Below are 14,561 nucleotides of genomic sequence, written 5' to 3' on the forward strand. Positions count from 1 at the left end.
TGTCCTAACCCGCTCGTCCACACCCCGCGCCCCCCGCCGTGGGGTTGAGCGGCCCCGCCCGGGGGGGGGCGGCCGCCGCGGGCGGGCGCCCGGGGGGCGCGGGGCCCCGCGGCAGGTGTTCCCGTACGAAGGCCACGAGCCCGGCGTCGATCTCCACGATCTGCTGGGACGAGCGGGGGCGGGTGGCGGCGGTGTAGCGGGCGAGGGTGAAGGCGCCGCCGCCGAGGTGGGCCACGTTCAGGGGCTTGCGGGCCGGGCCGAAGAGGTCGATCAGGTGGCCGATCCGGCGCTGGTAGGAGAAGTCCAGGTACCCGGGGTCGTCCAGGTCCACGTGCGACTGCGGGGCTCCGTCGATCAGCAGGGTCCAGGCGCGCGGCCGCTCCCGGTCGGGCTCCAGCGCGGCCTCGCCGCCGTCCACCTGCCCGGCGATCGCCTCGGAGGATTCGCGCCCGCGCCGCTTGTCGTTGCCTTTGCCCTTGCCTGCCACGTTTCCATTATGGCTGGTCAGTCCCGCCACACGGCTGCTCGCCGAAGGTCCGGAGCGGTCAGCGGCAGTTGTCCGCGGCCTCGATCAGCCGGGCCGCCTCGCCGAGCGCCGCCCGCAGCACCTCCGGGTCGGTGACCGGCCCGACGGCCTCGGGGGGAAGGAGCCAGCCGGTTCCCCCCGAGGTGGGCGAGCTGTCGCCGAACCGCATGCCGCGCCCGTTGGTCTGCGTACAGGCGCTGCCCGGGAGGTCCCAGGCGTCGGCGGTGCCGGGCGGGACGAGGAAGCCGAGGGTGCTGCCGGAGCCGTCGTGCAGGACCGGGCCGACGCCGCCGGCCTGGCTGGCCCTGCCCACCTGTCCGGCGGCCCGCCGGATGATGTCCACGGCCTCCAGCCCCTGCCGGGTGGGCACGGTGACCAGATCCGGGGCCCCGGCGATCGGGGGTGCGCCGGGCTCGGGCGCGGTGTTCGTTCCAGTGCTCTCCATGCCGCCCTCCACCAAGGGAACCCCTCCTCGATCCGCGTACGAGCCTCGCGGGAGGGGGCCGGGAACCGAGAAAGGTTCCTCCCACTCCGCATGGGTTCAACGCACGGGGACGTCAACAGGTGCGGCGGCAAGACGCTGCAAAGGATGGCAGTTCATGGCGGATCGCGGGTGAGATATCCGTTTTGTAGCCAAACACCGCGTCAACCGGCCTCCGCTGGCGGTACGTTCATGCCCGCCGGGCACCCCGCAACACCGTCACCGTCATCACCGTCACGCCGGCAGCAAGTCGGCCGGCGTCAGGCAGTCACACCGGCAGCGCGTCCCTTGCCCCAGAGAGGCCACGTCCATGGCGGCGTCCCCCCACTCACCCAATTCCACCTTCCGGCGGCTGCGCGGTCAGCATTCCCCGGCCGAGTTCGCCGCGATGGTGCGCAGGGCGGCGAAGGAGATCGACGAAACCGTTTCCTGCGACGCCCGTTACATCGGCCGGGTCGAGTCCGGCGAGATCCGCTGCCCCAACTACGCCTACGAGCGGGTCTTCCTCCACATGTTCCCCGGCCGGACCCTGGCCGATCTCGGATTCTCCCCCCGGGAGACGGTGCGCGGCCGGCTGGCCCAGCGCGAGCAGGTCTCGCCCTTCTCCCCGTTCACCCAACGTTCCAACCCCCTTTCCTCTTCGCGTTTCAAGGAGAGCGACGTGCTGCGTCGCGCGTTCATGGCGGGCGGCTCCGCGACCGTGGCGGCCGCGACCATCGGTCTCACCCTGCTCGGCGACACCCGCCGGCTCCCCTCCCGGGCCGGCGAGGCCGAGGCGGACGCCGTCGAGGACGCCGTACGCCAGATCCGGCTGCTGGACGACCGGCACGGGGCGGACGCCCTGTACCGGCGGGCCTCGGAACCCCTGCGCACCGCCTACGCGTTGCTCGACGCGGGGGCCACCCGACAGTCCACCGAGGACCGGCTGCACGCGGGCGCGGGCGAGCTGGCGATCTCGGTGGGCTGGCTCGCGCACGATTCGGGCCGCTTCGACGACGCCCGCTCGCACTACGCGGAGGCGCTCGCCACGGCCCGGGTCTCGGGGGACGCCGGGCTGGAGGCGCACGCCTTCAGCAACATGGCGTTCCTCGCGCGGGACTGCGGGCGGCCGCGCGAATCGGTACGGGCGGCCCAGGCGGGCCGCCGCGCCGCGCGCTCCCTCGGTTCCCCGCGGCTCCTCTCGCTCCTCGCGCTGCGCGAGGCCGGGGGCTGGGCCGGGTTGGCGGACCGCAAGGCGTGCGAGGAGGCTCTGGCCCGGGCGCACACGGAGTTCTCGCGCGGCGCGGCCGGGGCCGACCCCGAGTGGATGTCCTTCTTCGGCGAGGCCGAGCTGGAGTCGCTGGAGTCCCGCTGCTGGGCGGCGCTCGGCGAGCACGCCCGCGCGGCCCGGCACGCCCGCCGGGCGGCGGACCTCCAGGATCCGCACTTCGCCCGCAACGTCGCCCTCTACACCGCGGAGCTCGCCGACAACCTGGCCCACGCGGGCGCCCCCGACGAGGCCTCCTGGGCGGGCGGCCGGGTACTGGACCTCCTCGCCGAGGTCCAGTCGACCCGCATCCAGTCGATGCTGGCGGCCACGGCCCGCACCCTGGTCCCCCACCAGCGCTCCCCCCGCGTGGGCGCGTTCCTGACCCGCCACGCGTCGGCCTGAGCCGGGCTACGCGTCCAGGTGCCCCGTGTCGTTCCAGCGCTCCAGCGCGGGAGCCCCGTACGCCCAACCCAGGACCGACAGCGAGGTCGGGTCCAGGCGGATGCGGGCGCCGAAGGAGGCCTCGAAGCCGAGCCAGCGGGCCGCCAGGGTGCGCAGGATGTGACCGTGGGCGAAGACGAGGACGTCGCGCTCGGCCGAGCGCGCCCAGGTGACGATCTCGTCCGCGCGGGCCGACACGTCCGCGACGGACTCGCCGCCCGGAACCCCGTCGCGCCAGATCAGCCAGCCGGGCCGGACCGCCTGGATCTCGGCCGGGGTCATGCCCTCGTAGTCGCCGTAGTCCCATTCCATGAGCATGTCCCACGGCTCCGCCTGGATGCCGAAGCCGGCCAGGTCACAGCTCTCGCTCGCGCGCACCAGGGGGCTGGTGCGGACTTCCAGGCCGCGCAGGCTCGCCCACGGATCGCGGGCCAGGCGCTCGCCGAGCAGCTTCGCGCCCCGCTTCCCCTCCTCCAGCAGGGGCACGTCCGTGCGTCCGGTGTGCTTGCCGAGCTGGGACCACGCGGTCTGGCCGTGGCGGGCCAGGAGGATGCGGGGGGCCATGTGAGTTCTCCCGGTCGAGGGGCGGAAAAGGATACGGAAAGGGGCGGCGCGGCGGAACCATTCGCACGGCTTTGCGGGGATTCCGTCGTCCGACCATCATCCATCACATGAACGGCGTGCAACCTCGGCCGCTTCACGTACGTCATACGTCGCATGACCAATCGGCGGCAACCCCCGCGCTGGTGGGCCGAGCTGCTGCTCCTCGGGCTCGTCTACGGCGCCTACTCCGGCGGCAGGCTCCTCGCCCGGGGCGACGTCCGGCTCGCCGTCGACCACGGGCTCGCGATCCTGCGCCTGGAGGAGCTCCTGCGGATCGACTTCGAGCGGCCGCTCAACCGGCTCTTCACCCAGCACGGCGCGCTCGGCATACCCGCCGACTTCGTCTACGCCTCCCTGCACTACCTCGTCACCCCGGCCGTGCTGGTCTGGCTCTACCGCAGCCGCCCCGTGCAGTATCGATTCGCCCGTACGTGGCTGATGCTCTCCACCCTCCTCGGGCTCATCGGCTTCGCCCTGGTCCCGACCTGCCCGCCCCGACTGCTCGAAGCCCCGTACGGCTTCACCGACACCATGGCCCGGTACAGCGCCTACGGCTGGTGGGGCGGCGAGGCCAGCGCCCCGCGCGGACTCGGCGCCTTCACCAACCAGTTCGCCGCCATGCCCAGCCTGCACGTGGGGTGGGCCCTGTGGTGCGGGATCGTGCTGTGGCGGTACGGGCGCCACCCGCTGCTCCGGGCGCTCGGAGCCGCGTACCCCGCCGTCACCGCCCTCGTGGTCATGGGCACGGCCAACCACTACTTCCTCGACGCGGTCGCCGGGGCCGCCGTCATGGGCGCCGGACTCCTCGCCGCCCGCTCCCTGGCCGGGCGTGGCTGGACCGGCGGGTCCGGCTGGTCCGGCCGCTCCGGCCCGCACACCACCCGAACAGCCGGTTTCCGCCGTAAGTCCACGATTGTCAGTGGCGGATGGGACACTTCCGCGGGTGAGCTCCTACCCGCCCAGCGGTCAGCCGCCGAAGACCCCGCAACAGACGGCCCAACCGCCGACGACCCGGCTGGCGTCGGCAACAGCCCCGACGGCGCAGCGCCCGACGGCACTGTGGCAGCGGCTCGCTGACCTGCGCGGCCCCGCCGTCCCGCGCCGCCCGCTCGACGCCCGCGCGCTGGCGGCCCTCGCCGCCAACCCCGGCTGCGGCAGACGCGCCCTGCTCGACGGCGCCGGCGTGGACAAGACGGTCCTGGCGTCGGCGCTCGGCTCGCCGGCTTCCTTCGGGCAGTCGCAGTTCGCCATCGTGCGCGGGAACTCCTTCGAGGCCAAGGTCAAGGGCGACGGCGGCGCCGAGCTGCTGCGGCTGGTCCACGCGCACCTGGCCGCCGGGTCCGAACCGCCCGGGGCGGACTCCCCCGTACCCTCCCCCGTGCCCGATCTGACCGCCGCCGGGCCCGAGGGCCGCGCCGCCCGTACCGCGCTCGCGCTGCGGGACGCGACCGCCGCCGCGACGTGGACCCTGCTCGACCACCCCATGCTCGCCCTGGAGGTGGCCGGCTCCCCCGCCTATCTGGAGCCGGACGCCGTCGTCGTGCACCCCGACGGCCGCTGGACCGTCGTGGAGATCAAATCGTTCCCGATGATCGACGGAGCCGCCGACGCCGCGAAGGTGGGCGCCGCCGCCCGCCAGGCCGCCGTCTACGTACTGGCCCTGGAGCGGACCGCCGGGAAGGTGACCGGCGCCGAGGTCGGGCACACCGTGCTGCTGGTCTGCCCCAAGGACTTCTCCAACCTGCCCACCGCCTCCCCCGTGGACGTCCGCCGCGAGCTCTCCGTGACCCGGCGCCAGCTGGAGCGCCTCACCCGGGTCGAGGAACTGGCCGCGGCCCTGCCCGAGGGGCTCGACTTCGACCCGGCGCGGTCCGCCGAGGAGCTGAGCGAGGCCGTCTCGGCCGTGTCCGCTTCCTACGCCCCCGAGTGCCTGGCAGCCTGCGAGCTGGCCTTCCACTGCCGGGACGGGGCGCGCGGAGCCGGTGAGGTGACCGCGCTCGGCCGTTCGGTACGGGGCGAGCTGGGCGCGCTGACCACCGTCGAAGCCGCCCTCGCGGCGGCCGGGGGCGACGGCTGCCCGGATGACGGATGCCCGGACGACCCCACCGCGGTCGCCCTGCGCTACGCCGCCCGGCTGCGCGCCGAGGCCCTGGAACAGGCCCCCGCCCGGATCCGCCCGGAGGTCGTCGAATGTCCCTGCTGAACACCCTGGCCCGGCTGGAGGCCGTCCGCGCGGGGCGGGCCCGGCCGCTGACGACCGTACGGCACCGGCATCTGAGCGCGGAGCCGCTGGTCTTCGTACCGCTGACGACCGCGGGCGAGGCCGGGGCGCCCCTCGGGGCGATGTTCGGCACCGATCCCGAGGATCCGCAGATCCTGGTGATACCGCAGCCGCGCGACCGGAACATGCGCTGGGAGTTCCTCGGGGAGCTGGCCAGAAACATCGTGCCGTACATCGACGGGTACGCGGACGCGGTCGAGCCGGCGGAGCGCACCGAGACCGACCCGGAGACGGGCAAGCGGGTCAAGGTGGAGGCCGAGCTGTGCGTGGACGCGCCGCAGCTGATCGTGCCGAGCCGTGCGGGCATCGAGTACGTACGGCTGTTGGGCCGGTCCATGCGGTTCCGGCGGACCGCCGAGGAGGATCCCGAGAACCCGTACCCGGCGCCCGCGCAGGTGCCGCTGCTGGGGCGCTGGTTCACGCACCTCGCCGAGCGCTCGCGGGTGCCCGGCTCCTCGATGCTGCTGTCGGCGACGGACCTGCTGTCCCGGCACTGGGCGACCGGCCAGAGCAGCCTGGAGGACCAGCACCTGGAAGCACTGCTGGCGTGGATCGACCCGCCGCAGGGCAAGTCCGGCGCCGAGTGGGCGCGGACCGTGGAAGTCGGCCGGGGGCCGGACGGCCAGCTGCTGGTCCCGCCGGCCGGTCCGGCCACCGATCCCGCCTTCGACAACAAGCTGCTGGCCCCGGCGATCGCGAAGTTCGACGCGGCGCGGGCGACCGAGCCCCGGGACGGGGACGGGCCGCGGCTCGCCGAGCGGGCGATCCGGCGGCTGGTCGTGTCCCAGATGGCGAGCACCTGGCATTCGGTCTGGCAGTCGCTGGACCTGCTGCGCGAACTGCCCGTCGGCGAGCGGGCCGAGGAGCGCTGGACGCGCGACCGCTGGTCGTACACCGGCCACCGGGACCGGGTCCGGGCCGGCGAGCCTCCGCAGCCGCGCCGCGACGACGCGGTGACGGCGGCGCAGAAGCTGGCGACGCGGGAGACCGAGCAGGTCAGGCTCGACGCGCAGGAGGCGCTGGACGACCCCCTGGTGATGGCCGGACGGCGGCTCGCGGGCGAGGCCTTCGCCGGCGAGGTCACCGAGGTGGTCATGGAGTGGACGGAGTCGAAGCGGCCGAGCCCGCGTCCGCTGGTGACGGTGGCGACCGAGGACCGGCCGCAGCTCGCGGACGGCGGCGAGGGCGGCAGCGGCGGCGGCGGCGGCGGCGGCGGCGCGAAGGTGTACCGCTCGCTGGACGGGCGCCCGCAGAGCGCGCAGTTCGTGCGCTGGGACGAGGACGGCCGGGCGGTGCTGCGCCTCCTCGACAAGATGGGCCGCGGCAAGGACCCGGATGCGGGCTCGGTGCCGGAGAAGGGCGACCGGGTGTGCTGGACCCTGTTCGAGCACGACTCGCGCGGCGGCCCGAAGCTGCCGGACCCCGAACGGACCCCGTGGACCCACGGCGGCCCGCCCGCGCACCTGAGCGCCGGCTCCGCCGCCGCGCCGCCGTTGCCGTTGCCCGATGCCGTGACCGACGAGGACCTGCTGTGAGTTTCGATCCGGGCACCATCGATCCGGGCACCGTCGATCCGGCCGCCTTCGATCCGGGCGGTGCGGCCGACCGGGCCACCGACGCCATCCTGCGCGACACCCTGCACGGCACGGCGCGGGGCGTGGTCGTCGACTCCCCGCCCGGGGCCGGCAAGTCCACCCTGGTGGTGCGGGCGGCCCGGGAGCTGGCGGCGGCCGGGCGCCGGCTGATGGTGGTCGCGCAGACCAACGCGCAGGTGGACGACCTGGTGCTGCGGCTGCACAAGAAGGACCCGGAGCTGAAGGTCGGCCGGCTGCACAGCAGCGACGGCGAGGCCTACGACCCCGCGCTGCGCGAGCTGGACTCGGTGGTCCTGTCGTCGAAACCGGGGGACCTGGCCGGACTGCCGGTCACCATCTCCACGGCGGCCAAGTGGGCCTGGGTCAAGGACGTGGAGCCGTGGGAGCACGCCATCGTGGACGAGGCGTACCAGATGCGCTCGGACGCGCTGCTGGCCGTGGCCGGGCTGTTCGACCGGGCGCTGTTCGTGGGCGACCCGGGGCAGCTGGACCCCTTCAGCGTGGTCGGCGCCGAGCAGTGGGCGGGCCTGTCCTACGACCCCTCCGCCTCGGCGGTCTCCACCCTCCTCGCCCACAACCCGGACCTGCCGCAGCACCGGCTGCCGGTGTCGTGGCGGCTGCCGGCTTCGGCCGCGCCGCTGGTCTCCCGCGCGTTCTACCCGTACACGCGGTTCCGCAGCGGTACGGGGCCGGGCGAGCGGCGGCTGTCCTACGGGGTCGCCGGCGACGGCTCGGGCCCCGACCGGGTGCTGGACGAGGCCGCCGCATCGGGGTGGGGGCTGCTGGAGCTCCCGGCCCGGCACACGCCGCGGACCGACCCGGAGGCGGTGCGGGCGGTGGCCCTGGTGGTCCGCCGGGCACTGGACCGGGGTGCGGTGACGGTGGACGAACAGCCCGGCGGCCCGGCCCCGCTGACGGCCGGCCGGATCGCGGTCGGCACCGCCCACCGGGACCAGGCGGCGGCGGTCCGCGCGGCACTGGCCGCGCTGGGCGTCACCGGGGTCACGGTGGACACGGCGAACCGGCTCCAGGGGCGCGAGTACGACCTCACGGTGGTCCTCCACCCCCTGTCGGGGCGCCCGGACGCCACCGCCTTCCACCTGGAGACGGGCCGGCTGTGCGTGCTCGCTTCGCGGCACCGGCACGCGTGCGTGGTGGTGGCCCGGGCGGGGATAGCGGAGCTGCTGGACGAGCACCCGTCGACGGAACCGGTGCAGTTGGGCGTGACGGTGAAGTTCCCGGACGGCTGGGAGGCGAACCATTCGGTACTGGCGCACCTGGCGGAGCACCGGGTGAGCTGGAAGCCCTGACGCGGCCGGGGCGGCCCTGGTGTCCCTAACGCGATTTGCGTTCGACGCCGAGGCGGGTGCGCAGGAGTTCGCCGACCTCGGCGAAGGTGCGCAGCTGCTCCGGGGTCAGGATGTCGATCAAGTGGCGGCGGACCGACTCCACGTGGAGCGGGGCCGCCGTCGTGATCGTGGTCACGCCGTGGTCGGTGAGCACCACCTCGGCGCCGCGGCCGTCACCGGGCACCTCCTCGCGGCGGACGATCCCGCGCTGCTCCATGCGGGTGAGCTGGTGCGAGAGCCGGCTGCGGGACCACTGCATGAGGACGGCGAGGGCGGAGATGCGCATGCGGTGGCCGTCGGTGGAGCCGAGGACGGACAGGACGTCGTAGTCGGCTTCGGAGAGCGCGCTGTCCTGGGTCAGGTCGCGTGCGATGTCGGCGTTGACCAGCGGGAACATGCGACGCCAGGCGTACCAGGCGTCCTGTTCGGATGCGGTGAGCCAGCGCGGCCCGCCCTCGTTCTCGCTCTCGCCCTCGTTCCCGCCCTCGTTCTCGGTCATGGGTGGAGTCTAGACCGGTTGATGACATGTCATCTATCTGGTTGACACGTCACCCATCTCAGAGTCTTATTGGTGACACGTCAACAACTTCCGAGGAGCCCCGCCATGACCCTCCGCCTGCACGTCGTCTCCGCCTCCGTGCGCCCCACCTCGGCCGCCCGCCCCCTCGCCGACTGGGTCGCCGCCCGGGCCCGGAAGCACGGCGGATTCGAGGTCACCCCCGTGGACCTCGCCGATATCGCGCTCCCCTTCCTCGACGAGCCCGAATACGCCTCCAGCGGCATCTACACCCACCCCCACACCCGCGCCTGGAGCGCCCTGGCCGGCTCCGCCGAGGCCTTCCTCTTCGTGCTGCCGATGTACAACGGCGGCTTCACCGCCCCCTTCAAGAACGCCATCGACTTCCTCTACGACGAGTGGCGGGGCAAGCCCGTCGGCCTCGTCTCCTACAGCGCCGGAGGCACCGGCGGCGCCCCGGCCGCCCGGATGCTGCGGCCGGTGCTGGAGTCCGTCGGCATGGTGCCCGCCGAGTCCTCGGTGGCCGTCCCGGGCATCACCGGGCTGGTCTCCGCCGAGGGCTTCCGGGCCCCGGAGGGCCTCGCGGGCGAGCTGGCCGGCGTACTGGACGAGGTGGCGGCGCTGACGAGGACTCCGGTCGGCGCGTGAGGAATCCGGGCCGCCGGTCCGCGGGCACCCTCGGGCGCCCTTGCGCGAGGCTGGACAATGGACGGTGGCCCGGAATCTTCCGGCCCGGACGGTTCCGGGCCGGAAGCCTTTCTCACGCGCAGCAGGAGGACACGCATGGCAGAGCCCGAGCGGCAGCAGGCCGAGCGAAGGCTGCGACCCGCGCAGCTGCTCTTCGAGCCGCCGGAGGCCGTCGCCGACCCGGAGCACTTCTTCGACCTGGAATCGATCGAGGACCCGCGGGAGCTGCTGGCCCGGGCGACGGAGCTGACGCTGGCCTTCCGTGCGGCGCAGGAGCGGGCGGTGGAGTTCCAGGCGGTGGCGGCGGCGCAGCTGGCGGATCCGAGGCGGTTCGACCGGCTGCCCCCGGCGGCGATCGCGGAGCAGGCGGAGTGGACCGAGGACTACGCCCGCAAGATGATCGAATTCGGCGAATCCCTGCTGCGCGGCACCGCCCCCGAGCTCCCGTAGGCATATGCGCCGGCATATGCGGGGCGCAACATACCGCAGCAGGGGGCGGACTGTCCCGGATTCCGGTAACTCCCGGAGATCGGTCCGCTACGCCGGGTAGACCTGGCATATGACGAGCCTCACCGACTGTCCCGCCCTCGACACCCGCGACGCGCGGAGCGCCGCACCCGCGACGCACGTCACCCCGACCGGCGCCGCCTGGCTGGCCTCCGCGTCGGTGCGGCCCCGCGGCACCCTGGCCGCCTGGCGGGCCCGGCCCACGTCGCCCGCCGTGCTGCCCTGCGGGACCGCCTTCGACGTCGTCAACGTCACGCTCGTCCTCGGGCGCCGCATGCTCGACCTGTTGTGGGCCGAAGGCCCCGGCTCCGGGCCCGCCGCCGTGCACCGCGGGCGGATGCTGCTCTTCGCCGCGCCCGGCACCGCCCACCGGCTCCCGGCTCTGCTCGCCTGGGAGGAATGGGGCGCTCCGGTCGCCGCCCCGCTCTGCCACGGCCGCGGCGACGCCGTCACCGTGCCCCCGCTGGCCGCCGTCCCCGGGCCGTCCCGGTGGCTCGTGGCCCCCGATACGCGGCTGCCCTGGCTGCCCGGACCCGAGGCCCTGCTGTGGGCGTTCGTCCGGGCCGCCCGAGCTGCGGATATCGATTTTTCCGATCGGCGGTCGGGGTGCTAATGTCTTCCTCGTCACCAAGCGCCGCTAGCTCAGTTGGTTAGAGCAGCTGACTCTTAATCAGCGGGTCCGGGGTTCGAGTCCCTGGCGGCGCACAGACGGAAGAAGGCCCCCACGCGAGTGGGGGCCTTCTTCGTGTCCCGGCTCGGCGCGCGCGTCCCGGCTCAGCGCGTGATCTTCACCGTGTACGCCCCGGACTGGGTCCGGTCCGCCACCTCGATCGTGATCCGCTCCCCGGGCACCGTGAACGTCTCCCCGACCTCCAGCGGCGCGTCCGCCAGCGGCGGGTACACCGACCGGTCCCAGCAGGCCTCCGTGTTCGGATGCGCGTCCACGACCTCGATCGGCCCGCCGCCCGAGGCCGCCTCGTTGCGGACCCGGTAGACGAGGACCCCCTCCGTGCACGTGTCCCCGTCGTTGCCGGCGGAGCCCCGCGCCTCGACGGCGATCGCACTACCGGGACCCGTACGGATCACCGCGAGCCGGGTTCCGCCCGTACCGCCCCGGGGCGGGGCCGCGGACAGGGGCTGGAGGGTGTGCAGGGAGGTGCCCATCGGCACGCAGTCGACCTGGGAGGCGTCCAGCCAGCCCAGCTTCCACTTCTGCCAGGCGAAGAGGTCCGGGGCCATGCCGAACTGGCTGCCCATGACGTCCCAGTCGCCCACGTACGTGTCCCAGTCGCCCTTGCCGTCCGACGGCCGGTGGTAGAGGTCGGGCAGGTCGAAGACGTGCCCGGTCTCGTGGGCGAGGACGTTGCGGTCCGGCGGGTGCTTCTCGAAGACCGTGACGATGCGGCGCAGCTCCGTACCGTCCGCGACGATCGGGCGGTCGAAGTTGACCACCTTCGTGGCGTCCGAGTCGACTCCGGGGGCCTCCGGGTCGGCGACGAAGTAGACGATGTCGTACTGGGAGAAGTCCACCTCGGGGTCGGCTGCGGCGACGGCGTCCCGCAGGTACGCCGCGCGGTCCGCCGGAGCCCAGTCGCGCTGCATCCCGTACGCGGTGGACGGCTTCGGCATCCTGATCCACTGCTTCTGCGGGTGCGGGACCAGGCGGAAGCGGCCGTAGGAGGCCCGCTCGAAGAACTGACTGGTCGCCGGGAAGTAGTCGGCGGTGAGCTGCCCGGTCGTCAGGTTGGTGCGGTGGTCCGGGAAGGAGAGGAAGACCATGACCGCGTTGAGCGTGCGCACGGGCTTGGGGTAGGCGGCGTTCCAGGTGTCCAGGCCCAGGGAGTGGTGGGCGGCGGTACGGGTCAGCGCGCAGGGTCCGGCTCCGGGGGCGGCGACCGCGGGACCCGCGACGAGCGACATGGCGGCGAGCGCCGCCAGGGAAGTGAGCGCCGCCGCCGTGGTTCGCAAGTGGGAGCGGTCCACTCCCCCGGGTGTCTGCTGTCGCGGCACATCGACCTCCGGTGGTGGATTCATACCTCTTCATCCACCTTGGGGCGATTGTCTTACTAATGCCCTGTTCCGCTGCCCCACACGAGTGAGCACTAGGGCAAGCCGGTGACCCCCGGGCTTCACGCACCCGCCTACAGAACGTCACGACCGGTCAGGTGAGGTCACTGGCGGCCGCCGCATGCTCACAGGTGTGCGGAAACGATCACGCGGTCCGGGGCCGACGATCCGTCATCCCACCGAACTCCCGCGCCCCATACGGCGGCGCCGCTGGATAGGGCCCTACGGCAGCCTCTATGATCGGCACACTTTCCTGCACGGACACTCACACGCACTGCGGGAGCCAACGGTGAGCGGAACCTCAGAAGGAATCGGTTCGGCGGCCGACGGCATCCGACCGGCCATGACACAGCGTCACGTGGCGGCGGCGGAACCCGCCGACCGCCCGGCCGACTACCGGTCCGCCTTCGAGGCGGCCCACCTCGCCATGGCCGTCGTCGACCGCACCGGCCACGTCGTCTGCGCCAACCAGGCCTTCGCCGTCCTCCTCGGCGCCGAGGAGGACGCCCTCACCGGGCGGCCCGCCGCCGACCTGGTCGACCTGGCCTCCGAGGCGCGCACCTGGCAGGCGTACCAGGAGGTCCTGCGCGGACGCCAGGCCCGGCTGCGCTGCACCCGCCGGATCAAGCACCCCGACGGGCACTCGCTGTGGACCGAGGTCACCGTGGGCCCCGTCCCCGGGAGCGACCGCAACGACGTACTGCTGTCCGTCGCCGACATCAGCGACCGGCGCGACCTCCAGGCCCGGCTGCGCCACCTCCAGATGCACGATCCGGTCACCCGGCTGCCCAACCGGGCGCTGTTCTTCGAGCGGCTCTCCGCCGCCCTGGAGGCGTCCTCGTACGAGCACGGCGGCACCGGCCGGATCGGGCTGTGCTACCTGGACCTCGACGGGTTCAAGGCCGTCAACGACACCCTCGGCCACCGGGTGGGCGACCGGCTGCTGACGGCCGTCGCCAAGCGGCTGACCCAGTGCGCCGACCAGTCCGGCTACGGGCGCACCGGCGGCCACCTGGTGGCGCGGCTCGGCGGCGACGAGTTCGCCCTGCTGGTCGAGGACTCCACCGGCACCGAGCAGCTCGCGGACCTGGCGCGGAGCGTACTGGCCGCCGTACAGGAGCCGTTCGACCTGGCCGGGCAGCGGCTGTCGGTCTCCGCCTCGATCGGGGTGGTGGAACGGGCCTCGGAGGGGACCTCCGCGACCGGGCTGATGCAGGCCGCGGACACCACGCTGTACTGGGCCAAGGCGGATGGCAAGGCCCGCTGGACCCTCTTCGACCCGGAGCGCAACGCGCACCGGATGACCCGCCAGGCCCTGTCCTCCACCCTGCGGCCGGCCGTGGAGCGCGGGGAGTTCATGCTGGAGTACCAGCCGCTGGTGGACCTGGAGAGCGGGGTGGTGCGCGGGGTGGAGGCCCTGGTGCGCTGGAACCATCCGCAGTTCGGCACGCTGACGCCGAATCGGTTCATCGGCATCGCCGAAGAGGACGGCTCCATCGTCCAGTTGGGGCGCTGGGTGCTGCGCACGGCGTGCCGGCAGGCGCGCCGCTGGCAGATCGAGCAGCCCAGCGACTCCCCCGTCTTCGTCTCCGTCAACGTGGCGGTGCGCCAGGTCTGGGACTCCGATCTGGTCGGCGACGTCGCGGGGATCCTCGCCGAGACCGGCCTGGCCCCGCAGCTGCTCCAGCTGGAGCTGACGGAGTCCGCCGTGATGGGTTCGGCGGGCCGGCCGCTCCAGGCCTTGCAGGCGCTGAGCGACATGGGGGTGCGGATCGCCATCGACGACTTCGGCACCGGGTACTCCAACCTCGCCTACCTCAGCCGGCTGCCGGTCTCGGTGCTGAAGCTGGACGGCTCCTTCGTACGGGGCTTCCGCTACGAGGAGGGCACCCACCCCAACCCGGCCGACGAGACCATCGTCGAGGCCATGGTCCAGCTCGCGCACCGGCTGGGCCTGACGGTGACGGCCGAGTGCGTGGAGACGGCTGGCCAAGCGGCCCGGCTGCGCCGCGTCGGCTGCGACACCGGCCAGGGCTGGCTGTACTCCCGGGCGGTGGCCCCGGAACTGATCGCGGAGATGATCGCCGCGCGGCCACGGCACTAGGCGGAACGGAGGGCACGGCAGGCAGCGGTGCCGGGGGGGTGGCGGGGTGTGGGGAAGCCCCCCCCGGGGGGGCGGGGGAGGTGGCCCCGCCCCCGGTGCGGGTGCGAGTGGCTAAACGGTCCAGGATCGACGGGCGGGGCCCCCGGGGGGGGAC

12 protein-coding genes, 1 tRNA gene and 2 pseudogenes are annotated in these 14,561 nt (G+C 73.8%); 10 read left to right on the top strand and 5 right to left on the bottom strand.

Annotated elements, in window-relative coordinates:
* Both ACFXDJ_RS26285 and ACFXDJ_RS26290 read right to left on the bottom strand, forming a co-directional pair.
* Positions 1 to 418 (bottom strand): annotated as a pseudogene (locus ACFXDJ_RS26285) (spermidine synthase); the annotation flags it as partial.
* A gap of 127 nt (positions 419 to 545) precedes the next feature.
* Positions 546 to 971 (bottom strand): hypothetical protein, encoded by a 426-nt coding sequence (locus ACFXDJ_RS26290; protein WP_384660303.1) that lies wholly within the window; start codon positions 969 to 971, stop codon positions 546 to 548.
* 346 nt (positions 972 to 1,317) lie between these two features.
* On the opposite strand from ACFXDJ_RS26290, the gene ACFXDJ_RS26295 reads away from it, so the two are divergent.
* Entirely contained in the window at positions 1,318 to 2,658 is a 1,341-nt protein-coding gene (locus ACFXDJ_RS26295; RefSeq protein ID WP_384850471.1) for a tetratricopeptide repeat protein, read from the top strand.
* Between the two features lie 6 nt (positions 2,659 to 2,664).
* Here the strand turns inward: ACFXDJ_RS26295 and ACFXDJ_RS26300 are convergent, their stop codons facing one another.
* A complete protein-coding gene (locus ACFXDJ_RS26300; protein WP_384660308.1) occupies positions 2,665 to 3,261 on the bottom strand; it encodes a histidine phosphatase family protein in 597 nt (198 codons plus the stop codon).
* 153 nt (positions 3,262 to 3,414) lie between these two features.
* On the opposite strand from ACFXDJ_RS26300, the gene ACFXDJ_RS26305 reads away from it, so the two are divergent.
* The 4 genes from ACFXDJ_RS26305 to ACFXDJ_RS26320 are packed head-to-tail and all read left to right on the top strand — an operon-like array spanning position 3,415 to position 8,486.
* Positions 3,415 to 4,377 carry a phosphatase PAP2 family protein gene (locus ACFXDJ_RS26305; protein ID WP_384850474.1) on the top strand — a complete coding sequence of 321 codons (963 nt, stop codon included), beginning with the start codon at positions 3,415 to 3,417 and terminating at the stop codon, positions 4,375 to 4,377.
* The gene (locus tag ACFXDJ_RS26310; RefSeq protein WP_384850491.1) at positions 4,358 to 5,503 is read left to right on the top strand and encodes a hypothetical protein; all 1,146 of its coding nucleotides are present in this window, start codon (positions 4,358 to 4,360) and stop codon (positions 5,501 to 5,503) included. Before ACFXDJ_RS26305 ends, ACFXDJ_RS26310 begins: the two co-directional genes overlap by 20 nt.
* Positions 5,491 to 7,116, top strand: a complete 1,626-nt coding sequence (locus tag ACFXDJ_RS26315; RefSeq protein WP_384850477.1) for a hypothetical protein — start codon at positions 5,491 to 5,493, stop codon at positions 7,114 to 7,116. The genes ACFXDJ_RS26310 and ACFXDJ_RS26315 overlap by 13 nt, the downstream gene beginning before the upstream one ends.
* On the top strand, positions 7,113 to 8,486 hold the full coding sequence (locus tag ACFXDJ_RS26320) for an AAA domain-containing protein (protein ID WP_384661522.1): 1,374 nt from the start codon (positions 7,113 to 7,115) through the stop codon (positions 8,484 to 8,486). Before ACFXDJ_RS26315 ends, ACFXDJ_RS26320 begins: the two co-directional genes overlap by 4 nt.
* A gap of 25 nt (positions 8,487 to 8,511) precedes the next feature.
* Here ACFXDJ_RS26320 and ACFXDJ_RS26325 read toward each other — a convergent pair whose 3' ends face one another.
* The gene (locus tag ACFXDJ_RS26325) at positions 8,512 to 9,024 is read right to left on the bottom strand and encodes a MarR family winged helix-turn-helix transcriptional regulator (protein ID WP_384661525.1); all 513 of its coding nucleotides are present in this window, start codon (positions 9,022 to 9,024) and stop codon (positions 8,512 to 8,514) included.
* A gap of 105 nt (positions 9,025 to 9,129) precedes the next feature.
* Between ACFXDJ_RS26325 and ACFXDJ_RS26330 the strand changes: the two genes are divergently transcribed.
* The 4 genes and pseudogenes from ACFXDJ_RS26330 (at position 9,130) to ACFXDJ_RS26345 (ending at position 10,941) form a co-directional block, all read left to right on the top strand.
* Positions 9,130 to 9,690 carry an NADPH-dependent FMN reductase gene (locus ACFXDJ_RS26330; protein ID WP_384661528.1) on the top strand — a complete coding sequence of 187 codons (561 nt, stop codon included), beginning with the start codon at positions 9,130 to 9,132 and terminating at the stop codon, positions 9,688 to 9,690.
* Between the two features lie 135 nt (positions 9,691 to 9,825).
* Positions 9,826 to 10,179: a hypothetical protein gene (locus tag ACFXDJ_RS26335; protein ID WP_384661531.1), complete on the top strand. Its 354-nt coding sequence runs from the start codon at positions 9,826 to 9,828 to the stop codon at positions 10,177 to 10,179.
* 109 nt (positions 10,180 to 10,288) lie between these two features.
* Positions 10,289 to 10,877: pseudogene (locus ACFXDJ_RS26340) on the top strand (hypothetical protein).
* Positions 10,868 to 10,941, top strand: a tRNA-Lys gene (locus ACFXDJ_RS26345). Before ACFXDJ_RS26340 ends, ACFXDJ_RS26345 begins: the two are co-directional and overlap by 10 nt.
* Before the next feature lie 69 nt (positions 10,942 to 11,010).
* Here the strand turns inward: ACFXDJ_RS26345 and ACFXDJ_RS26350 are convergent.
* Entirely contained in the window at positions 11,011 to 12,270 is a 1,260-nt protein-coding gene (locus ACFXDJ_RS26350) for a M6 family metalloprotease domain-containing protein (RefSeq protein ID WP_384661534.1), read from the bottom strand.
* 376 nt (positions 12,271 to 12,646) lie between these two features.
* Here ACFXDJ_RS26350 and ACFXDJ_RS26355 point away from each other — a divergent pair, with 376 nt between their 5' ends.
* A complete protein-coding gene (locus ACFXDJ_RS26355; protein WP_384850480.1) occupies positions 12,647 to 14,407 on the top strand; it encodes a putative bifunctional diguanylate cyclase/phosphodiesterase in 1,761 nt (586 codons plus the stop codon).
* Positions 14,408 to 14,561 lie beyond the last annotated feature (154 nt).

The organism is Streptomyces sp. NPDC059443, assembly GCF_042750105.1.
Classification (GTDB): domain Bacteria; phylum Actinomycetota; class Actinomycetes; order Streptomycetales; family Streptomycetaceae; genus Streptomyces.